Source organism: Bacillus sp. FSL R5-0593, assembly GCF_038603755.1.
Lineage (GTDB): Bacteria > Bacillota > Bacilli > Bacillales > Bacillaceae > Bacillus > Bacillus velezensis.
This window is the reverse complement of the sequence record NZ_CP152011.1, coordinates 3,979,933-4,001,896: the sequence shown is the minus strand read 5'-3', so window position 1 is coordinate 4,001,896 and position 21,964 is coordinate 3,979,933. Positions and strand designations below refer to the sequence as shown.

16 protein-coding genes are annotated in these 21,964 nt (G+C 43.2%); all 16 read left to right on the top strand.

Annotated features, from left to right (window positions below; translation table 11 throughout):
* The first annotated feature begins 108 nt into the window (after positions 1-108).
* The gene (locus NYE36_RS19935) at positions 109-1,515 is read left to right on the top strand and encodes a glycoside hydrolase family 43 protein (protein WP_113766441.1); all 1,407 of its coding nucleotides are present in this window, start codon (positions 109-111) and stop codon (positions 1,513-1,515) included.
* Between the two features lie 205 nt (positions 1,516-1,720).
* Positions 1,721-2,470, top strand: coding sequence for an FRG domain-containing protein (locus NYE36_RS19930; RefSeq protein ID WP_015418548.1), 750 nt, complete (start codon positions 1,721-1,723; stop codon positions 2,468-2,470).
* A 1-nt stretch (position 2,471) separates the two neighbouring features.
* Positions 2,472-3,644, top strand: a complete 1,173-nt coding sequence (locus NYE36_RS19925) for a DUF262 domain-containing protein (RefSeq protein WP_015418547.1) — start codon at positions 2,472-2,474, stop codon at positions 3,642-3,644.
* Between the two features lie 461 nt (positions 3,645-4,105).
* Entirely contained in the window at positions 4,106-5,941 is a 1,836-nt protein-coding gene (locus tag NYE36_RS19920; RefSeq protein ID WP_015418546.1) for a beta-glucoside-specific PTS transporter subunit IIABC, read from the top strand.
* An 18-nt stretch (positions 5,942-5,959) separates the two neighbouring features.
* Positions 5,960-7,357 (top strand): 6-phospho-beta-glucosidase, encoded by a 1,398-nt coding sequence (locus tag NYE36_RS19915; protein ID WP_064115237.1) that lies wholly within the window; start codon positions 5,960-5,962, stop codon positions 7,355-7,357.
* Positions 7,358-7,438: 81 nt separating this feature from the next.
* Positions 7,439-7,885: a universal stress protein gene (locus NYE36_RS19910; protein ID WP_007407802.1), complete on the top strand. Its 447-nt coding sequence runs from the start codon at positions 7,439-7,441 to the stop codon at positions 7,883-7,885.
* Between the two features lie 147 nt (positions 7,886-8,032).
* The gene (locus NYE36_RS19905; protein WP_021494691.1) at positions 8,033-8,944 is read left to right on the top strand and encodes a DMT family transporter; all 912 of its coding nucleotides are present in this window, start codon (positions 8,033-8,035) and stop codon (positions 8,942-8,944) included.
* 141 nt (positions 8,945-9,085) lie between these two features.
* Positions 9,086-10,150: a pectin lyase gene (locus NYE36_RS19900; RefSeq protein ID WP_020958055.1), complete on the top strand. Its 1,065-nt coding sequence runs from the start codon at positions 9,086-9,088 to the stop codon at positions 10,148-10,150.
* A 161-nt stretch (positions 10,151-10,311) separates the two neighbouring features.
* Complete coding sequence (locus NYE36_RS19895) at positions 10,312-17,349, top strand: DNRLRE domain-containing protein (RefSeq protein WP_265450974.1); 7,038 nt, start codon at positions 10,312-10,314, stop codon at positions 17,347-17,349.
* A gap of 5 nt (positions 17,350-17,354) precedes the next feature.
* On the top strand, positions 17,355-18,047 hold the full coding sequence (locus NYE36_RS19890) for a hypothetical protein (RefSeq protein WP_052941795.1): 693 nt from the start codon (positions 17,355-17,357) through the stop codon (positions 18,045-18,047).
* Positions 18,048-18,150: 103 nt separating this feature from the next.
* A complete protein-coding gene (locus tag NYE36_RS19885; RefSeq protein ID WP_094032031.1) occupies positions 18,151-18,825 on the top strand; it encodes a hypothetical protein in 675 nt (224 codons plus the stop codon).
* A gap of 102 nt (positions 18,826-18,927) precedes the next feature.
* Positions 18,928-19,686, top strand: coding sequence for an Imm26 family immunity protein (locus tag NYE36_RS19880; protein WP_108725236.1), 759 nt, complete (start codon positions 18,928-18,930; stop codon positions 19,684-19,686).
* 98 nt (positions 19,687-19,784) lie between these two features.
* Positions 19,785-20,231: a hypothetical protein gene (locus NYE36_RS19875; RefSeq protein WP_047936315.1), complete on the top strand. Its 447-nt coding sequence runs from the start codon at positions 19,785-19,787 to the stop codon at positions 20,229-20,231.
* Positions 20,232-20,457: 226 nt separating this feature from the next.
* The gene (locus NYE36_RS19870; RefSeq protein ID WP_032869333.1) at positions 20,458-20,904 is read left to right on the top strand and encodes a hypothetical protein; all 447 of its coding nucleotides are present in this window, start codon (positions 20,458-20,460) and stop codon (positions 20,902-20,904) included.
* A 207-nt stretch (positions 20,905-21,111) separates the two neighbouring features.
* A complete protein-coding gene (locus tag NYE36_RS19865) occupies positions 21,112-21,522 on the top strand; it encodes a hypothetical protein (RefSeq protein WP_032869335.1) in 411 nt (136 codons plus the stop codon).
* Between the two features lie 3 nt (positions 21,523-21,525).
* The gene (locus NYE36_RS19860; protein WP_032869337.1) at positions 21,526-21,933 is read left to right on the top strand and encodes a hypothetical protein; all 408 of its coding nucleotides are present in this window, start codon (positions 21,526-21,528) and stop codon (positions 21,931-21,933) included.
* The last annotated feature ends 31 nt before the right edge of the window (positions 21,934-21,964 follow it).

Below are 21,964 nucleotides of genomic sequence, written 5' to 3'. Positions count from 1 at the left end.
TCGCGAAGCCGGCGCTGTTAATCACATATTTCCGCCATCCGCGTCATAAAATGGAGCGTTGTCTTGAAAGCGTTTTAAGAAAAGAAGAGAGCGAGGAGATTATAGAAAATGAAAACCAGTTTCTTTCGTGTGTGCCTGGTCTCAGCAGCGGTCATCGGGTTCACTCTGCCGCAGGCAAAAGCCCAGCATCCGGTTTTTTCAGAGGTCAGCGTGCATGATCCGTCCGTCATCAAAACAGGCGATACATATTATGTATTCGGCTCGCATTTGGCTTCCGCCAAGTCGAAAAACCTGATGCAGTGGCAGCAGATGTCTTCAAGCGTCAATCCCAATAATCCCCTGATCCCGAACGTCTACACCGAATTAAAAGAGACATTCGACTGGGCCCAGTCTGATACGCTGTGGGCGCCGGACGTCACCCAGCTGTCTGACGGGAAATATTACATGTACTATAACGCCTGTAAAGGAGACTCGCCGCGATCAGCTCTCGGTGTCGCCGTGAGTGACAAAATCGAAGGGCCCTACAAAAACAAAGGCATCTTTTTGAAATCGGGCATGGAAGGAAAAAGCGAAGACGGCACGACGTATAATGCAAACGTTCACCCGAACGTCGTAGATCCGCAAACGTTTTTTGATCACAAAGGCAAGCTCTGGATGGTGTACGGCTCTTACTCCGGCGGGATTTTTATACTGGAAATGAATCCGAAAACCGGTTTCCCGCTCCCGAACCAAGGCTACGGAAAAAAACTGCTCGGCGGAAATCACAGCAGAATCGAAGGCCCGTACATCAGCTACAATCCGGAAACGAAATATTACTATCTGTATCTGTCACTCGGCGGACTTGACGCAGCCGGCGGTTATCATATGCGTGTGGCGCGTTCCAAAAATCCGGACGGTCCGTACTATGACGCCGCAGGCCATAACATGCTTGATGCCAAAGGAAAAGACGGCAGTTTCTTCGACGACAAAGCAATTGAACCGTACGGGGTCAAACTCATGGGCGGCTACAGCTTCGCCTCACAATCTGAAAAAGGCACGGGCTACGTATCGCCGGGACACAACTCCGTGTTTTACGACGGGAAAACGAAACGATCATACCTCATTTTCCACACCCGTTTCCCGAACAGAGGCGAAGAGCACGAAGTCAGAGTACATCGGCTGTACATGAACAAAGACGGATGGCCCGTTGCAGCGCCATACCGCTACGCGGGAGAACCGGATACACAGATATCGGCATCCGCCGCATCCGGAGCCTACAAACTCATCCAGCACGGAAAAGACATTACAGCTACGATCAAAACCCCAAAAACCATCCGGCTTAACAACGACGGCACCATTTCCGGGGAAATGACGGGAACCTGGACAAAAACGGACAGCAGCAAAGCCCGAATCAACCTGAACGGCACAAATTATGACGGCGTCTTCCTGAAAGAATGGGACTCAGCGAGAGAGAAAGAAGTTGTGACGTTTAGTGTGCTGAGCGGTGATGGGGAGGCTGTTTGGGGAGTGAAGTAAACCAATTAAAGTTTAATATATGATATAAATCTCTAAGGAATGAATCTCTTCTTTATTATTATCTGAAGAAGAGATTCGTTTTTTATATAGTTAAACCTTTACAGATACGTAATATTCAACTAAATAAAAAAGAAAGTTAGCCGATAAATTTATTAGACTACAACATAAAATAAATGACACGTTAAAAAATAGGAGGAAATTTATATTGTTAGATGAACCTATTGAAAGGCTAAGTCAATTTACTGAATTTGTAGAAGCGCTACCTAAAGAGTTTATTTTATCAAGAGGACAGGAAAAAGAATACGAATTGTTACCTGGTGCCCTTAGATTGGATAATAACAAAAAGAGGAAATATTCGAGAGGATCAATTCAATATTTTTTAAATGAGTTTAAAGTGAATTGTCACAATTATGTGAAGCAACCTATAGATATCAGAGATGACTATGAGTGGATGGTTTATGCACAACATTACGGTATCCCAACTAAATTGTTAGATTTTACTCATTCGCATGTAGTTTCTTTAATGTTTGCTGTTGAAAACTCCTTCCATGAAAATGAAGAATGTGATGCAGAAGTATGGTTTCTAAATCCTTTAGAATTGAATTATAAGTTTGCATCACGTTCAGATATAATTAATATTTCTAATGGTGAAAGAATAAATTTAGACAATTTTGATGGGCCGATAGCATTCAAAGCTAGAAAGTTAAATGAAAGAATTAACGCACAAAATGGGCTTTTTGTATATTTTCAAGATAACTGCCAACCTTTATCAGATTTGAAAGATGAAAATATAATTAGAAGATTAGTGATCAAAGGAGAGTGCAAAAAAGATATACTGTCCTCTCTTTATTCTATGGGAATAGGTTATACAACACTTTATCCAGAATTGGAATCTGTTACAAAAGATATAATAATGAAAAAGAGTATTTTAGAATATGTAAGGGATGGTGAGTAACTTGCTAGCTAAAATAAATTATAAACCTCAGGATATCGCTATAAAAGATATTATATCTATGATTACAAATGGATATAAACTTCAAAAACTAGATAAAGAGGAAGAGCTAGATGATGAACTCAAACTTGATTATACTGATTCAATTATAATTGCCCCTGACTATCAGAGAGATTACAGAGCATCAGTTGCTGACGAAAGTTCTTTAATTGAGTCAATTCTTCTTGGTATACCAATACCACCTGTTTTTTTAGCTAATGATCGTTATGAGGGAGTTAAAGTTTTAAACGTAGTAGATGGACAACATCGACTGAGAGCATTTCATAGGTTTAAAGAAAATCAATTTAAACTTTCAGGACTAAATATAATGGTGGAGTTAAATGGAAAAAAATTTAGTGATTGCGAATTTGAAATTAAAGAGAAAATTTTATCGCACAAACTTGCCTCTATCGTTTTTACTGATTTCCCTGGTCTCGAATTAGAATTGGAGATTTTCAGTAGATATAATAAAGGTACTAAGCCATTAACACCGCAGGATATACGGCATGCTGTTTATAATTCTAAATTGAATAGTTTTGTAAATAAATTTGCTCAAAAAATGAATGATAAAAAGGTTTCTAGTAAGATTCAAAGGGCTTACAATGCAACAACAGATAGGGTGAAAAAGAAGAAAATACAAGAAAATATTTTTGTGATAATGAGTATACTTGAAAATGGACTCAATACAGGATACGCGAAATCATCAGTTTATGCTGAAGAGTATATGAAACATAAATCTAAACTAGAAGTACGTAATCCACAACAATCACAAAAGGAATATGATGAGATCATAAATAGATTTAATACATTTAATGAAATAATTGAAGTAATTGGAGAAAGGATTGAGCACCCCTTTTCTAAAGAAATTTATGGTGTCTCAAGCAAAGGTTATAGGTTTCAGATAACTATAGCAATGATACTTTCTGGTGTTATTCACAAAATGATTAAAGAAGGTATCTCACTATCTAGATTAAAACAAAAAGCTGGAATAGATAACTTTCTCACTTATATATCTGATGCTTTAAAAAATTCGTATTTAGAAGATCCTAAGTTTAACGCTTCTTCTACAAATGCTCGAGCTATGAACGAATTGATTAACGAAATGAACTTTGAATTCTTACAAGTTGTTGAAGACTAAAAGTTTAAATTGCTATAAGTCCGTAGTGATTAGAACAGCTACGGACTATTGTTATAAATTATACTTTCTTTACTCCACGCTGATTTATGGACAAACTTAATGTTAAATTGTTCTATAAGGATATGGAATAGATTTTTGATTATAATAGAAATAAACAAATTATTTTATAAATAAAGCATTAAATGGTAGTTGGAGCAATATTTAAATGTAAGCGTTGACACCCAATAAATCCAGTGCTAAAGTATACATATCAACCCAATATCATTCACCCAGGATTGTTACTGCAAACCGCAGGCAAAACCTAAATTGCGTCAGACAGGGGAAGACCCCCGTGTGCTGTGCAGTTTGGGTTTTTTTTATACCCTTTTTTCGGAGGTGATGCTGATTTCATAACAAAAAAAGCCGGAGAAAGGCGGGCACCTTTCGTCCGGCGGTTCCCCCATTTTTAAGGAGGTATACTCATGGACTATCATAAAATATCAAAAGAGATTTTACAACTTGTCGGCGGCGAGGAGAATGTTCAGAGTGTCATCCATTGCATGACGCGGCTTCGTTTTAATCTGTATGACAATGCGAAAGCAGATCGGAGCGGGCTGGAACAGACGGAAGGCGTGATGGGGACAAATATCAGTGGCGGGCAATTTCAGATCATTATCGGCAATCATGTGCCGAAGGTGTATCAGGCTTTAATGGAGAACAGCGGGCTCAACGATGAAAGCGCAAACAAAACTTCGAAGCAGAAGAAAAATGTGCTGAGCGCCATGTTTGACGTGATTTCCGGTGTGTTTACACCGATTCTGCCGGCCATTGCCGGAGCCGGCATGATAAAAGGGCTTGTCGCGCTAGCGGTGACATTCGGCTGGTTGTCGGAGAAGAGCCAGACTCACAGCATTCTCACGGCTGTCGGTGACGGTGCGTTTTATTTTCTGCCGCTTTTGCTTGCGGTAAGCGCGGCGAGAAAATTCAGATGTAATCCGTACGTGGCGGCCGCTGTGGCGGGTGCGATTCTGCATCCGGATTTAACGGCCCTGCTTGGGGCAGGAAAAAGCATCTCCTTTATCGGTCTTCCTGTAACCGCTGCCACGTATTCATCGACAGTTATCCCGATTTTGCTGGCGATATGGCTGATGTCCTATGTAGAGAAAGGGATTGACCGAATCACGCCTTCATCTTTGAAATTGATTGCCGTTCCGATGCTTACGCTTGTGATCGTCGTCCCTGTCACCTTGATCACAGTCGGCCCGCTCGGCGCGATTCTCGGGAATTACCTGTCTGTCGGCGTCAATGATTTGTTCAATCATGCGGGTATTGCCGCGATGATTCTGCTTGCCGGCACATTTTCGCTCATTATTATGACGGGGATGCATTATGCCCTTGTGCCGATCATGATCAATAACATCGCTCAAAACGGACATGATTACATTCTGCCTGCGATGTTTTTGGCGAATATGGGGCAGGCCGGCGCGTCATTTGCGGTTTTCTTAAAATCAAAAAACAAAACCTTCAAATCGCTGGCGTTTACAACGGGCATTACGGCATTGATGGGCATTACCGAACCCGCGATGTACGGCGTCAACATGAGATTGAAAAAACCGTTCGCGGCTGCTTTAATCGGCGGCGCGGCAGGCGGAGCTTTTTACGGTGTAACGGGCGTCGCTTCCTACATTGTCGGCGGAAACGCCGGTCTGCCGAGCATTCCGGTCTTTATCGGGCCGACATTTCTATACGCGCTGATCGGGCTTTTTATCTCGTTTGCGGCCGGTATTGCGGCGGCATTGCTGATCGGGTTTGAGGATGTACAGTCCGAACGGGGCAAAGCGTCTGAAGCGCCGGGGGTGACGGCAGGCGGAGAAATCATTCACAGCCCGATTAAAGGCGAAGTGAAAGCATTAAGCGAAGTGAACGACAGCGTCTTTTCCGGCGGAATGATGGGAAAAGGTTTTGCGATTCTGCCTGAAGAGGGCGCGGCGGTTTCTCCCGTAGAAGGGAGGGTGACAGCCGTATTTAAAACAAAGCACGCCATCGGCATTACGAGCACCCGGGGAGCCGAGGTTCTCATTCATATCGGGCTTGATACCGTCCGGCTGGATGGCAGGCATTTTGAGATGCACGTCAAAGAAGGCGATACTGTCGCGCCGGGAGATCTGCTGATTACTTTTGATATCGACGAGATAAAGGCTGCCGGTTTTGACGTAATCACGCCGGTCATCATTACGAATACGGATCAATATTCATTTACAGACGTGAAAAAAAGCGGAATGGTCAAACCGAACGAAGCGCTTCTGGCGTTATCCTGAAAAAAAGGTGGAGAAAACATGAAGAGATTTCCGGAAGGTTTTTTATGGGGCGGCGCAACGGCTGCCAATCAGATTGAAGGAGCTTATAAAGAAGGAGGCAAAGGACTTTCTACGGCGGATGTCTCCCCGGATGGCATTATGTCTCCGTTTCATGAGACAGACGATGCGCTGAATCTGTATCACGACGCGATTGATTTTTATCACCGCTATCAAGAGGATATCGCCCTGTTTGCGGAGATGGGCTTTAAAGCGTTCCGCACCTCCATTGCGTGGACGAGAATCTTTCCAAACGGTGATGAAACAGAACCGAACGAAGAAGGGCTGCAATTTTACGACCGTTTGTTTGACGAATTGAGAAAACATCAGATCGAACCGGTTGTCACGATTTCTCACTATGAGATGCCGCTCGGTCTTGTGAAAAACTACGGCGGCTGGAGAAACCGCCGGATGGTCGATTTCTATGAGCGGTACGCCGGCACGGTTTTCACCCGTTATAAAGACAAGGTGAAATATTGGATGACCTTCAATGAGATCAACGTCGTTCTTCACGCTCCGTTTACTGGCGGCGGTCTTATATTCCGGGAAGGCGAAAATAAACAAAACACGATGTACCAAGCGGCCCACCATCAATTTGTGGCGAGCGCGCTGGCGGTAAAAGCCGGTCATGAGATCATCCCGGATTCACAGATCGGCTGCATGATCGCCGCGACGACGACGTATCCGATGACGCCGAAGCCGGAGGATGTATATGCGGCTTTGCAAAAAGAGCGGAGCACGCTGTTCTTTTCTGATGTACAGGCGAGGGGCAGCTATCCGGGCTACATGAAACGCTTCTTTAAAGAAAACGGAATTACGATCGAGATGAAGGAAGGAGACGAGGCGCTTCTGAAAGAACATACGGTGGATTACATCGGCTTCAGCTACTACATGTCGATGACGGCCAGCACGGCGCCTGAGGATCTGGCGCAATCTAAGGGAAATCTTCTCGGCGGCGTGAAAAACCCGTACCTGAAATCTTCCGAATGGGGCTGGCAGATTGATCCGAAGGGCTTGCGCATCACCTTAAACACGCTGTACGACCGTTATCAGAAACCGCTCTTCATCGTCGAAAACGGACTCGGCGCGGTTGATCAGCCGGAGGAGGACGGAACCATTCAGGATGACTACCGCATCAATTATCTGCGTGATCATTTAATAGAGGCAAGAGAGGCGATTGAAGACGGCGTCGACCTGATCGGCTACACGTCGTGGGGGCCGATTGACCTCGTCAGCGCCTCAACGGCAGAAATGAAAAAACGCTACGGCTATATCTATGTCGACCGCGGCAATGACGGAAAAGGCACGTTTGAAAGAAAGAAAAAGAAAAGTTTTTATTGGTATAAAGACGTCATCGCCACAAACGGAGAAAGTCTGTAAGCGCAATGTTCCGGAGAAAGCCGGCAAAATTGACATTCAGCAAAGAGAGGAGGACAATAAAAGCAGAAAGGCGGGATTCATATGTTTAAAAAAATTCTTGCAGCAGTAGACGGTTCAGACATGAGCAATAAAGCCCTGGACGCAGCGATCCATCTGGCGAAAGAACAGCAGGCTGAACTCACCATTCTCTATGCGGGACGTGAAGCCGTTGTCTCCACATCAGCCTTAACAGGGATTGTCTATGTTCCGGAAAACTTCATTGAAGACATCAAACATGAAGTCGAGCAAAAAGGAGCGGCCATTCTGGAAGATGCCAAGCAGAAAGCGGCAGAAAGCGGAGTAAACGCGGAAAGCCTGTACGTCCAAGGCGAACCTGCGCATCAAATTTTAAACATAGCGAAAGAACAGCATTTCAATCTGATTGTCGTCGGAAGCCGCGGAATCAGCGGATTTAAAGAAATGATGCTCGGAAGCGTGAGCCATAAGGTCTCACAATTGTCTCCTTGTCCTGTACTGATCGTTCATTAAACAGAAGACCCTGCTGATGCGGGGTTTTTTTTATGAGAAAAGAACGCCGGCTTTCGAAGAATAGGGTGAAATCTTCCTCTGAATCAAGTAAAATGGCTGTTAGTATTTGTCTGAATAAACAGTCAATGATATGGGGGAAGCGAATCAATGCAAGCTGAACAAACATCAAATGCCGTCATCAAAATGGTCATTTCCATGGTCATTTTCGGATCAATCGGCTTTTTCTCAGAACATACGAATGTGCCTTCAATTGAACTGGTCTTTGTGAGATGTCTGTGCGCCTCATTGTTTCTGGGCGTTTGCTGGTTTGGTTCCGGACGATACCGCACCGAACAATGGAACCGGCGTGAGGTGCTGCAGACACTGGCCTGCGGATTTTTTCTCGTGCTGAACTGGGTGTTTTTATTTAAATCATTTGAGGAGACATCAGTGACGATAGCGATTTCCGTTTATCATCTGGCTCCGGTTCTCGTCCTTCTCCTGGGGAGCCTTATATACCGGGAGAAACTGCATATTGTGTCCGTCACTTCCATCGTGATTTGTTTTCTGGGCACCGCCCTGATTTCCGGCATTAACGGGAGTACATCATTTTCTCAGCTGATGGGATCGGGTATTATTTGGGCCGTGCTGGCCGCCCTTTTTTATGCTTTTACGACACTGGCCGGGAAAGGCATCAACAGCCTCAGCCCATACGCCGTCACCTGCTTGCAGACCGGATTGGGCGTTATCATTCTTCTTCCGTTCGTCCGTTTCGGCGCTTTTTCTGATTTGTCGCATGTGAACTGGATCATGATTGTGTCGACCGGTATCATTCATACGGGAATTGTGTATTTGCTCTTTTTTGACAGCTTGCGGTTTTTATCCACCCGGTTTATTTCAATCATCGTATTTCTTGATCCGGCGGTGGCGATTGTGCTTGACACCGTATTTACGGGATTTCGCCCCGACCTTTATCAATCTTTGGGGATTGTATTGATTTTTGCGGGAATGGCGCTGTCTCTGATTCGAAAGCAAAAAGCCGTGCCGGCGGAAACTCAGGCAGACAGCACCCGTATATAGGCGGCCGTACCGGCTGCTTTTTTTATTTTGGGGCTTTTCAGCCATAACGAAAAAGCAGACAAACAGATCATGGAAAAAGAGGATGGTAATTGTATAATACTTCTTGTGTTTACAATTTAGGAAATTAAAGGAGTGAAGGGCATGATAAAAAAGACGCGTCATCTCGCTTTCTTGGCTGCACTCGGATTTGCGCTTTGTCTGGCCATCGTATGTTCCGCATCAAAGCAGGCAGAAGCGGCAGCGGCTTATCCGGATGTGATGCAGGGACTTACCGGATTCGCGGGCAATGCGAAGGATCATAACGGAAAAGCAAAATCCGCCGTATCGGGAGGCCAGGGCGGCCCCGTCGTCTACGTCAGTAATCTTAATGATCTGAAAAACAATGCGGGCGGAACGGACCGCAAAACCATCGTCATCACAAGTGATATTTCTTCCCCGGGTAAAGCCGTTGTGACAGTCGGTGCCAATAAAACCATCGTCGGCTCTTATACCAGCCACAGGCTGACCAACATCTATCTGACCACCGGATCCGGCTCAAACAATGTGATTTTCAAAAATCTCATTATCAGCCATAGTGCCGCCATTACAGGCAACAACGACATTCCGATGTACATAGCGAACGGACAGAATTACTGGATTGACCACGTGTGGTTTGAAGGACACAGCTACAATCCGAACAGCCACAGTGATTTGGGAAAGCTTCTGTATGTCGGCGCCAAAGCGGATTTTGTGACGCTGTCTAACTCTAAATTCACAGACCATCTGTACGGCCTGATTCTCGGTTATCCGAATGATGATAACGAAGGACGCAATTATATCGGCTATCCGCATATGACGATCACCAACAACTATTTTAATAACGTCTATGTGCGTTCACCGGGCCTGATGAGATACGGCTATTTTCACGCGAAAAACAACTATGTGACCAATTTCAATTTAGGATTCACCATTCATACAAACGCGACTGTCTTCTCAGAAGCCAACTATTTCGGTAACGGAAATGAAAAAGGCGGAATGATAGACGACTACGGGACGGCCCAATTCACCGACACCGGTTCATTCCCGTCGCTCAAAGCCCCGAAATCACCGCGCACCGGCTGGAATCCGAGATCAAATTACAGCTATGGAACCCTTTCAGCCCAGGACGCCAAAAACTTCGCCCAATCTTACGCGGGAGCGCAAAATACAAATCTCCGCTATCCATAATACGAAAAACCGCCGGCAGCCGGCGGTTTTTTTATATGAATAAAAGGTTCAAAATCCCTATAATCCTTAAAATAACCTTAAATACCTAGGAAAATATTGATAAACAATTTCAATAATATTACTATTGTTAAGCCTATATTACAAAAGAAGGAGGAGAACCTATGAAAATAGGAAAAAAGAACAAGTGGAAAAAATGGCTGGCCGGCACTCTTGCGGCAACGCTGATGATTTCCATTGCGCCTGCCGATGTGTTTGCGGCAGAAACGCGTGAAAAACAAGATCAAGCGAAAACCGCCGCCATTCCGGCCGTAGACCCGGAAAAAGATCTTCCGGCGGAAAAAGCATCTGAGCAGATGCCTTTTGATCAAAAAGATATCAATCAAGACGGTGAGATCACGTCAGAAAGAACTGAGAATTCAAAGCTTTACTATGAAGGCGAGGGTGTGTACAAACAGGAAATCTACACAGACCCCATACATACGAAAGAAACCGCCAATGCGGACTGGGAAGACGTTTCTCCTGAATTGAAAACCGGCTCAAAGGAAGTCGGAACGGAAAATACAGTGCTGAATTGCGATTTTCTGAAGCAAATGAAAAACGGATTATACGCTACATTTGAACATGATGATCATAAGCTCACATACTCATTAACCGGCGCAAAAGGCCCCGATCAGGCTGCAATCACTCCGACAGATGCCTCAGCAAAAGTCAAGGAAGACAGCAACGAGCTTACGTATCAGCAAGTGTTTCCTGCTATTGATTTACAAACCTACACATTTAACGAAAACATAAAAGAAGACCTTGTGCTTCACAAATATGAAGGCTACAATTCCTTCACCTTTCAAATCAAAACCGACCTTCAGGCTAAAGAACAGGAAGACGGCTCGATCGCGTTTTCTGATGATAAAGACAATGTCGTCTACACCGTGCCGAAGCCCTTTATGACCGACTCAGATCTCGACGAAAAGTCAGGTGAAGTCAGCAGGTCAGAAGATGTCAGCTTCAAGCTTGAAAAAAACAGTGAAGGCTACTTGCTCCATGTAACGGCCGATGAAAAATGGCTGAAAGATCCCAAGCGGGTTTATCCGGTATCTATTGACCCTTCAACATCAGTATCTGTGTCATCCGATACCTTTGTCATGAGCGCGTACCCGACGACAAACTACTCTGCCGCATCGCAGAAATGGGACGCCGGATTGAAAGCGTACGTGCTGAAAACTGGATATTATGACGGCACAACCGGAACGAACTACGCTTTTATGAAGTTTGATAATCTAAAGCCGATCAAAAACATGACGGTGACGAAAGCGACGCTTAAAGCGTACACAGCCCACTCCTATTACGGATCAAAAGCGACGGGGCTTTGGCTCGACACCGTTAACAGCAATTACGACAATGCCAAGATTACGTGGAAGAACAAGCCGGGCTCCAAAAACATCGGCAAAGCCGAGGTCTATAAAGGCCAATGGGCAAGCTTCGATGTCACCTCCGCAGTCAAGTCGTGGAACAGCGACGGCGCCAATTACGGCTTTAAGCTTCACGCAAACGGCAACGGAAAAGAATATTGGAAGAAGCTGATGTCATCAGCAAACTCTGCTAAAAAACCATACATTGAAGTGACATACACAATTCCGAAGGCGGACACGCCGTCTGTCAAAGCGTATCATAACGGAGATTCGACAGGATTTTTCAATATCAGCTGGAAAAAAGCTGAAGGCGCCAAAAGCTATAAAGTCTGGCTCTATAACGGGAAAGAATACCAGGCCATTCCGGTCGGCAATGCAACCTCTTGGAGCACAAAAGGAAAAAACATCTGGCCGACAAAAGCGGAAATCGACTCCGGCAAATATAAGCTGCATACAGACGGAAAAGGCGGAACTGAATTAGCGCTTAATCCTTCGCCGGTCTATAAAAACGCCGGCGGCAGCTATCAGGCAAGTAAAAATTACTGGGTCGCGGTCAGCGCGGTGTTTGACCAGGGAGAAGGCGCCATGTCTGCGGCCGCCAAACCCGTCATTCCGAATATCGGAAGAGTTCAGAAACCAAGCACGAAAGGCTTTAATAACAACAACGCCACAGGCTGGTTTGATCTTTCCTGGAAAGCCGTATCAGGCGCAGCCGGGTATAAAATGCAAGTCTTTAACGGCAAAAGCTTTGAAACGCTTGACCTCGGAAATAAAACATCCTGGTCCACAAAAGATCAAAACATCTGGCCGACAAAGGCGGAAATCAGCGCCGGAAAATATGCGCTTCACCTGAAAGACAAAAAAGGCGCGGAATTGCCGATCAACCCGGGCCCCGTTTATAAAAACGCCGGCGGAGATGCGAACCGGAAAACCTACGGATTTAAAGTCATTGCTTATAACAAAGACGGAGAAGCGATCGCCTCACCGGAAGCGAGTCCGGCGCTGCCTGATATCGCAAAGCCGAAAAACCTGACAGGCTATGTCTATACGAACACGAAATCGAGCCAAACGGGTTATGTCAATCTCATATGGGATAAAGTCAAAAACGCCAAAGGCTACAAAATCAACATCTACAACGGAGCAGACTATCAATCATTCGATGTCGGGGATACCGATCATTGGACGACCCAAAACAAACGCATCTGGCCGTCAGCCGATGAAGTGAAAGCGGGAAGATTCCAGCTTCACACGGACGGAAAGGGCGGCGAACTGGCGCTTGACCCTTCACCTGTTTACGAAAACGCAAACGGCAATTACAAAGGGAAGAAGAACTATTCCTTCACGCTGACCGCCTATGACGCAAACGGTGACAGCATACCGACGGCACCTTTTAACCCTGTTTTCCATGAAGGGGCGGAATTCCTCGGAACGGAAGAATTCTGGTCTATTATCGACATTCCGGACGGACAGCTGAACGGCGCGACGGGAAATGTCATCGTCAATGAGGAAGATATGTCAATCGACGGACGCGGACCGGGGCTCGGACTCTCCCGGACCTTCAACAGCCTTGACAGCTCTGACCATATGTTCGGCCAAGGCTGGTATGCCGATGCGGAAACGTCGATCCTTTCTGAAGACGGCAGAGCCGTTTATATTGATGAGGACGCGACAACACATGTCTTCACGAAAAAATCTGACGGCACGTATCAGCCGCCGACGGGCGTTTATCTCGAACTGACGGAAACAAGCGATCAATTTGTATTAAAAACAAAAGATCAGACGAACGCTTATTTCAGCAAAAAAGGCGGCAAGCTCCAAAAAATCGTCGACGGACACAACAACACAACCGTATACGAATATAACGACAGTAATCAGCTGACCGCCATAACAGACGCATCAGGGCGCAAGCTGACATTTACCTATGATGAAAACGGCCATGTCACATCTCTTACAGGGCCGAAAAACAAAAAGATTTCATATTCATATGACAAAGACCTTCTCAAAAAGGTGACGGATACTGACGGCAGCGTCACAAGCTACGACTATGATGCCGAAGGGCGCCTCGTCAAGCAGTATTCCGCAAACAGCACGGATGACAAACCGCTGTTCACTGAATACCAATACAGCGGCCACCGTTTGGCCAAAGCCGTCAATGCGAAAAAAGAAACGTACGACTACAGCTATGACGCGGACAAAAAAACGCTGCTCATGACGCAGCCGAACGGCCGCAAAGTGCAGTACGGCTATAACGAGGCGGGCAACCCGATTCAGATGATCGATGATGCCGAAGGGCTGAAAATCACGACCAACACTGTATACGAAGGCAACAACGTCATTCAGGACACCGACCCGAACGACGCGGATGCGGGCAAAGCGACAGAAAGCTATCAATATGATAAAGACGGCAACGTCACAGCCGTAAAAGACAACTACGGCACCGAAACGTATCAGTACAACAAAAACAATGACGTAACGAAAATGAAGGATACCGAGGGGAACATCACTGATATTGCGTACGACGGACTTGATGCCGTTTCTGAGACGGATCAAAGCGGAAAATCCTCATCCGCCGCCGTGTATGACAAGTACGGAAATCTCATTCAATCAAGCAAAGAGCTGGCAGCTTCGGCGAGCCTGCTGAAAGACGGCAGCTTTGAAGGAACAAAGCTTGGCTGGAATCTCACTGCTACGAGAGACAGCGGAAGCATCGCGTCTGTCAAAGGAAGAAGCGGCGCGCTGTCCGGACAAAAAGCATTGGAGATCTCGTCACAATCCGCTTCAGCCGGAACAGAGCACGGCCATGCGTCCGCAACGCAGGAAGTGCAGCTGGAGCCGAATACGACGTATACACTCAGCGGCCAGATCAAAACGGATCTGACGAAGGCGAGAGCGTATTTCAACATTGATCTGCGTGACAAAGACCAAAAACGCATTCAATGGATTCACAATGAATCAGGCGCATTAGCCGGAAAGAATGACTGGACGAAACGGCAGATCACCTTTACAACACCGGCCAATGCAGGAAAAGCCATCGTCTATATGGAAGTGGATCATAACGACAAGGACGGCAAAGGAAAAGCGTGGTTTGATCAGGTTCAGCTGGAAAAAGGCGAAGTCTCTTCAAGCTATAACCCGGTGCAAAACAGCAGTTTCACGGCCAAAACAGATGGCTGGAGCACAAGCGGAGCCGCCGCTGACCTTGATGAAGGCTTCGATGATGACAGCTCATTAAAAGCGTCCCGCACAAATGCATCACAAGCCAATGCGGCCGCAAAACAAACCGTTACGCTAGGCCAAAGCGCGGACGATAAGCCGGTATATATCACGCTGACAGGGATGTCCAAGGCTGACGGCGTAAAATTAACGAACGACAATGATTACGCTCTTCAGGCTGACGTCACTTATGCGGACGGCACGACGGGCGTATACACCGCCAAATTCCCGCAGGGGACACAGGAATGGAACCGGGCGGCGGCAGTCATTCCGAAAACAAAGCCGATCAATAAAATCGAACTCAGCATTCTGTTCCAAAAAAGCGCCACAGGAACGGCGTGGTTTGATGATATCCGTTTAATCGAAGGAAGCATCCTGACGAAAAACACCTATGACGAAAAAGGAAACTACGTCACAAAAGAAGAAGACGAACTAGGGTATGCAAGCACTGCTTCATATGACGAGACTGGAAAGAAAATGTCTGAAACCGACGCGAAAGGCGAAACAACCGCCTACGAATACGATCAGGCCGACCAGCTGACAAAGCTGACCCTGTCAAACGGCACATCCATCCTTCACAGCTATGACAAGGAAGGAAATGAGCTGACAAAAACGATTCGGGCCGGCGCGGACCAGACCTATCAATATGAATATGACGTCATAGGCAAGCTCGTCAAAACAACCGACCCGCTCGGCAATGTACTGAAGAGTGAATATGACGCCAACAGCAACTTGACGAAAACCGTTTCCGCCAACGGCAATGAAGTGTCGCTGACCTATGACGGCACCGACCGGGTTAAGTCAAAAGCGTATAACGGCACTGAAAAATACAACTTTACCTATGACAAAAACGGCAATGAAACGTCGGTCACAAACAAAGAACAAAATACAACGAAAAAACGCACCTTTGACAACAAAAACCGCCTGACCGAATTAACCGACCGCGGCGGCAGCCAAAGCTGGACGTATCCGGCTGATTCGGATAAGCTGAAAACTTTCTCATGGAGCCACGGCGGCCAAAAAGGAACAAACAGCTTTACGTACAACAAACTTGATCAAATGATTGAAATGAAAGACGGCACTTCAGCCTATACATTTGATTACGATGAAAACGGCAATGTCCAGACATTCATCAGCGGCAATGAAGTCGGCACGAGTTTTTCATATGATGAGCGGAATCTCGTCAGCTCTCTTCATATCGGAGCGAAAAACGGCGGCAGCATCTTCCGGGAAAGCTATGAATACGACGCCAACGGCAACCGCACGGTCATCGACAGCTCAGCGGGCGGAAAGGTGCAGTACGAATACGGCAAGCTCAACCAGCTCGTCAAAGAAACTCATGAAGACGGCACCGTCATTCAATATACGTACGACGGCTTCGGCAACCGGACAAATGTTACCACCACAAAGGACGGCGCAAGCAAATCAGTCAACGCATCCTTCAACATCATGAACCAGCTGACGAAGGTGAATGACGAAGACCTGTCCTACGATAAAAACGGCAACCGCACATCCGACGGCAAATACACATATACGTGGGACGCGGAAGACAACCTGACCGCCGTCACGAAAAAAGGCGAAGACAAGCCGTTCGCAACATACAAATACGATGAAAAAGGAAACAGAATCCAAAAAACCGTCAACGGAAACGTCACGAACTACTTCTACGACGGAGACAGCTTGAATGTCCTGTATGAAACAGACGCAGACAACAACGTCACAAAATCATACACGTACGGTGACAGCGGCCAGCTGTTATCCTATACAAAGAACGGCAAGAAATATTTCTATCACTACAACGCACACGGCGACGTCATCGCCATCTCAGACAGCACCGGAAAAACCGTTGCCAAATATCAATACGATGCATGGGGAAATCCGACAAAAACCGAAGCGAGCGACGAAGTAAAAGACAACCGCTACCGCTACGCAGGCTACCAATACGACGAAGAAACCGGCCTGTACTATCTCATGGCCCGCTACTACGAACCAAGAAACGGCGTGTTCTTATCACTAGACCCAGACCCGGGCAGTGACGGCGATTCGCTGGATCAGAATGGGTATGCATACGGAAACAACAACCCAGTCATGAACGTCGATCCGGATGGGCATTGGGTGTGGCTTGTAGTAAATGCCGGATTTGCAGCCTATGATGGATATAAGGCCTATAAATCAGGTAAAGGATGGAGAGGTGCAGCCTGGGCAGCGGCTTCGAACTTTGGGCCCGGGAAAGTGTTTAAAGGTGCTAAGAAGGCTTTGGGATTTGCGAAGGCCGCCAAGAAGTATTTAAAACCTGGTAAATACGCTAGAAGGTCAATTCCTGCAAGAAGTACAAGTAGCAGGTTAAATAAAAAGGAAAGAAGAGTATTAAACAAAATTGGGAATAAATATGGCTGTCATACTTGTGGTAGAAGGCACCCTGGAACTAAAAGCAGAAATTGGATTGCGGATCACCAACCAGTATCAAAATTAAGGAAGAAAGGCCAGCGACAAAGGCTATATCCTCATTGTCAAACTTGTTCACGAAAACAAGGAGGATATACTAGTGCTATTCTGAGAAAAAGACATCAACGGAGGTGAGGATGTTGGGTGGAAAAAAAGAAGCCATTCTCGCATTGCTTAACGATTCATTCAATAAGGAAGAGTTTCCGTTTCTTGATAATGAGAATTTTGACTTCGCAAAAGGGAAGCTTTCGATTTTTATTGAAAGAGATAACTGGCTTTTAACGTTCCAGCTGTTTGGATTGTCGAGATTGGGACCAGCTATTGATTTTTATGCGGTGGGTAATCAATTAACAAATAATGAAGTAAGTTTTTTAGATGATGAACCGTTTTTATTTGCAGATGAAAAAGGAAATTTGCTGGAATTGGAAGATATAGAATCGGGTTTTACAAGTAAACAAATCAATGTGTCTCTTAGAGAGAAAACATTTCAATTTTTTATTGAGCAGGAAATAAAAGATAAGATTTCCCCAAAGAATGAATGGATTACATGTTTGAGGCATATGACCAAAAATAGATTATTTCTTGACACACTTTGGCTGACGAAACAAGAACAACTGGAAATAGCGGGTCTCTCTTCGGAGTATGAACAATTGTATTCAACAGAATTATGGATGCATCCAGAAGGAGAAAAAGATTTGCCTAGTTTGTCTCCTTTCTTTCAATCAATTGCCGAAGCAATTTCCCGTCAAGAGATAGCATATATTCAAAAACATGATGATGGTAACACAGAGTGGCCAAAATGGGCACACACAGATTCTGTTCAATACTTTTGAAGATATTATAGACATGCAGTAATTGGAAATAATCCGTTATATATTAAATAAATTATTATGTGGAAGATAAAATATAAAAATAATTTAATAAGGAGAATGAATTTTGATTAAAAGTAAAGAAATTCTTAGCCTATTAGATGATGAATTTAGTGAATTAAACCGACCAATTTTTGAATGGCGTGAATCTAATTATGTTGGGAGTAAATGTACCTTATTAAGATTAAATGATGACAATTGGTTACTGGCAATTCATTGCTTCGAAGTAGATTCTAAAGGACCTTTTCTGGCTATTCATACCTATAGTAACTGTTTTTCAGACAACTACAAATCGATAATAATTGATGACTTCGCCTTAAAGACTGAAGCAGGTGAGAAAATAACATATAGTGAAAGTGATTTTCAACAATTAAGCGAAGTAATGGAAATTGAAATTAAAGAGTCTCGTTATTGCGTAAATATTCACCAAAGAAATGAATTCCAAAAGAGTACAAAAGAAAGGGCTTGGAAAACTTATTTCAGGAATTTGTTTGAGGATGCTTCTTTTAGAGAGGCGCTTTGGATAAAGCCAAAAAAACTATTAAATATACTGGATCTAAAAAGCGAAGCAGAAGGAGTATTCGAAACAGAGGATTGGGAATATCCTGATTACCTAACAGATCCAAGCCAATTAATTTCTTTTCAATCATTTGCGCAATATCTTGAAAAAGGCGCAGGTTCAGTTGATGTAGGTGATGTAAATAATAACTGGAGGGAGTGGGAGGATTACGATATTGAGTAGTTGATGAAGGAAACCTTTTTAACCTCTGGGCGTACAGAATTCAGACACGATATTATTCAGGGAATGAGCGGTATGAAATAGAAAAGAAAGAAGGCCGTTCTATTGGGATATTGGGAAGAAGAATATAAAAACAAGAAAGTTTTACTTAGTGATGAAGGCTTAGATATATGTTTTGATGCTGTAGAGAAATTTTGTGAATTATATAAGAGGGAGCTGGATAGAGAACCGATATTAGAAGAATTCTTAGCAACTTTAGTTACCGTAATGAATACAAATGGAGATTCTTCTTTCACAGAGTTAGTTGATAAGCGAATAGTAGAAATAAAGCCAACGACCAGGAAAGTGAAACCAATAGCTAAAGTAACACCGGGAGCTGTTATTCAAATACCTTTGGATAAGATCGGGAAGTATACTTATGCTTGGGTCATTGAAGGTGATCTATCAAAAAATAAAGACGATGACATTCTTATTCAGTATTATAATATTTTCACTGAAAATACACTTAGCAGAGAAGAAATCATTCGTCTAATGAAAGAAGAAAATAAGAAAATATTTGCGGCTAATACCGGGCACACAGGTTTTCTGCAAGGAGATTGGAAAGTAATATCCAAGATGCCTCAAGAGATAATAGAGAAAAACAGTCATTCTCAATTGAAATTTGTTTTATATGAAGACGGTAAATATCTCATAAGTGAAGGCGATTCATTTGCATCAGAAGATGAATTAGCAGAGGCAGATGAGAAAACAGGCAAGGACATCCCTAACCCATTAGGTATATTTGGACATTCATCTGTAGAATCTATTCTCTATAAATATTTTGCAGGAATGTCAATGGAAGAAATCATAAAGAATGAATTGTAAAAGACTGATTCCTTACATTCTTGCAATTAATGTTAAAGGATACTTACTGTACAGATACTGACAGTAGTAAATGTTTTGAATGCTGAACGAGACATAATATGAAAAAAATCAATCTCAACTCTATTACACAAAAAGAAATCTTACAAATAGAAAAACAATTTGAACGAATCGCATTAAACAAAATAGAAAACAATCAAGAAAAGTTTAGAAAAATGGGATTGAAAATTGAAGCTGCTTTTGGAAGAGTCGGAGACGAAAAAGTAATAGGAAACGAAGTACAGCCCTCAGATTGTTTTGAGAATAGTTATAACTCATTAATATTTTTTTCTGTAGCTTATTTGGATGGTACCGACTTTCATGATAATGAAGATGGCTATTGTATAGACCATTTAGATATATGGATTTGTGAAAGAAGGTTGTTTTCGGGGAAAGTGGGATATTTAACAGATTTAGAAAGTGAAGAGGAAATAGCAAAAGAAATCCAAGATAAGATAAATCAATTGTTTTTAGAAGCTACAGATATAATAAAAATATTAAAAGAGTAATTTATGGCTTCTTTTAGTTATTTTTAGAGAAGAGATTTAGAGAGGTTACCAACCTCTCTTATCTTATATGATAAAAACCAAACTACACACGGAACACGTGGGAATAACATATCGCTGAGACGAAGTAAAAGACAAGCGCTACCGCTAACAGGCTACCAATACGACGAAGGAACTTATTCTATCTCATACGATTTACAGTGTATAAAAGATAGAAGGAGAGAATTAAATGTACTATTTTTATGAAATATCAACTCTCAATGACTATGATTCGGTTGAAAAAGAGTATAAAACAATAGAGGATTTAATATTTGTTATATTAAAAAATATGGAAAATAAACAATACGCAATGTATTCTTACTCTGTTTCAAATAAAGATAGTGATACTTGTATATTCTCAGCGAGCTTAAAAACAAATACTTTGTTTAATAAAAAAATCTCATTTATAAAAACCTCAGCAGAAGAGTACAAAAATACAATAATTGCGCATGAAAATATAATCTTATTGGAAAAAGATGTTGAGTTAAAAGATATATTAAATGGAGCCCCTTTAGCAGAGAAAACAATTATTAAAGATTTACTGGATTATGTTCTTTATCATATAGAAATAACAGATTCCGAGACAATCAGAATAGGATCTAGACATAAGGAAAATATTATAAACATTATTAAATAATGGCATTAAATAAAAAATAGATGAGCCTGTTGATCATCTTTTGGTTAACAGGCTTTTTAAAAAAAATTATAGATAATAAGTGGGTAGGTGATTAGAACTGAGACAGTAAAAGGTGACAATCGATTTAAACTTAGCTTGAATTCCAGAGCGTCATTCAAATCATTTACTACTAAATTAAAGCTATTAAGTAGAGAACGAGGAGACAGCATGGCCAAAATCGGAGACGGTTGTCTGGAACTTGAAATAACACCGAGAAGGTATCATGAGGCGAAGGATGATCCATTTATCTCAACAACGTTTGAACTGTTGGAACATAATAAAGCAATCGCCCGCGATTACTCTGCCGTTTTATTAGAAAGTGAATATAAAATGCTGATATCAGATATTGAAGCATTATCAGCAGGCAATCAAGACAGGATACGTTTAGAAACAATTGAACCATTTTTTATCCTAAGTATTGATAAAGAAAACGAACATTACAGATTTATCATTAGATTTATGGAAAATCATTCAAATACAACCTTCTATAAATTGAACTGTAATGAAGAAAAGCTAGAAATTTTCGTGAAGACTTTAAAATCAGATCTCAAAGACTCCAAAACTTTATTAGGGAGATAAACGGTGTACAAGACAATTAATGAATGGGTAGATTATATAGACGGAGGGTGCGCTGTCCTTCATTTTGACTTTCATGTGTTTAAAAAAGAGCTTTCACTGAAGATTCAGGTCGTTGAAAATAAAGCCGAATGTACGCATAACATTCTTTTTCAAAATGCAGCATCTGTTTATTTTAGTGCAGATATTGGTGATATGAGATTAGAAAAAATAGATCCGGAAGAATACAATTGGCAAGTATTTGAGATGAGTTACCACCCGGAAGGAATCGGTAATCTATCAAATGCTGTAATTCCGGAGTATCAATCAAATGCTAATTTTCTCATTGGCATGAACAGCATGCTGATTGCTGTAGAAGCTGAAACAGTTCGCTTTGACGACCAATCATTTTATGCGTATCATCCGAAATCATAAATAAACAAATAAGAGAGGTTCCCAGCCTCTC

What these genes read in the sequence shown, in the direction of transcription:
- NYE36_RS19935 (WP_113766441.1), top strand. Translation starts at nt 109, where the DNA reads ATGAAAACCAGTTTCTTTCGTGTGTGCCTGGTCTCAGCAGCGGTCATC.
- NYE36_RS19920 (WP_015418546.1), top strand. Translation starts at nt 4,106, where the DNA reads ATGGACTATCATAAAATATCAAAAGAGATTTTACAACTTGTCGGCGGC.
- NYE36_RS19915 (WP_064115237.1), top strand. Translation starts at nt 5,960, where the DNA reads ATGAAGAGATTTCCGGAAGGTTTTTTATGGGGCGGCGCAACGGCTGCC.
- NYE36_RS19910 (WP_007407802.1), top strand. Translation starts at nt 7,439, where the DNA reads ATGTTTAAAAAAATTCTTGCAGCAGTAGACGGTTCAGACATGAGCAAT.
- NYE36_RS19905 (WP_021494691.1), top strand. Translation starts at nt 8,033, where the DNA reads ATGCAAGCTGAACAAACATCAAATGCCGTCATCAAAATGGTCATTTCC.
- NYE36_RS19900 (WP_020958055.1), top strand. Translation starts at nt 9,086, where the DNA reads ATGATAAAAAAGACGCGTCATCTCGCTTTCTTGGCTGCACTCGGATTT.
- NYE36_RS19895 (WP_265450974.1), top strand. Translation starts at nt 10,312, where the DNA reads ATGAAAATAGGAAAAAAGAACAAGTGGAAAAAATGGCTGGCCGGCACT.
- NYE36_RS19875 (WP_047936315.1), top strand. Translation starts at nt 19,785, where the DNA reads ATGAAAAAAATCAATCTCAACTCTATTACACAAAAAGAAATCTTACAA.
- NYE36_RS19870 (WP_032869333.1), top strand. Translation starts at nt 20,458, where the DNA reads ATGTACTATTTTTATGAAATATCAACTCTCAATGACTATGATTCGGTT.
- NYE36_RS19865 (WP_032869335.1), top strand. Translation starts at nt 21,112, where the DNA reads ATGGCCAAAATCGGAGACGGTTGTCTGGAACTTGAAATAACACCGAGA.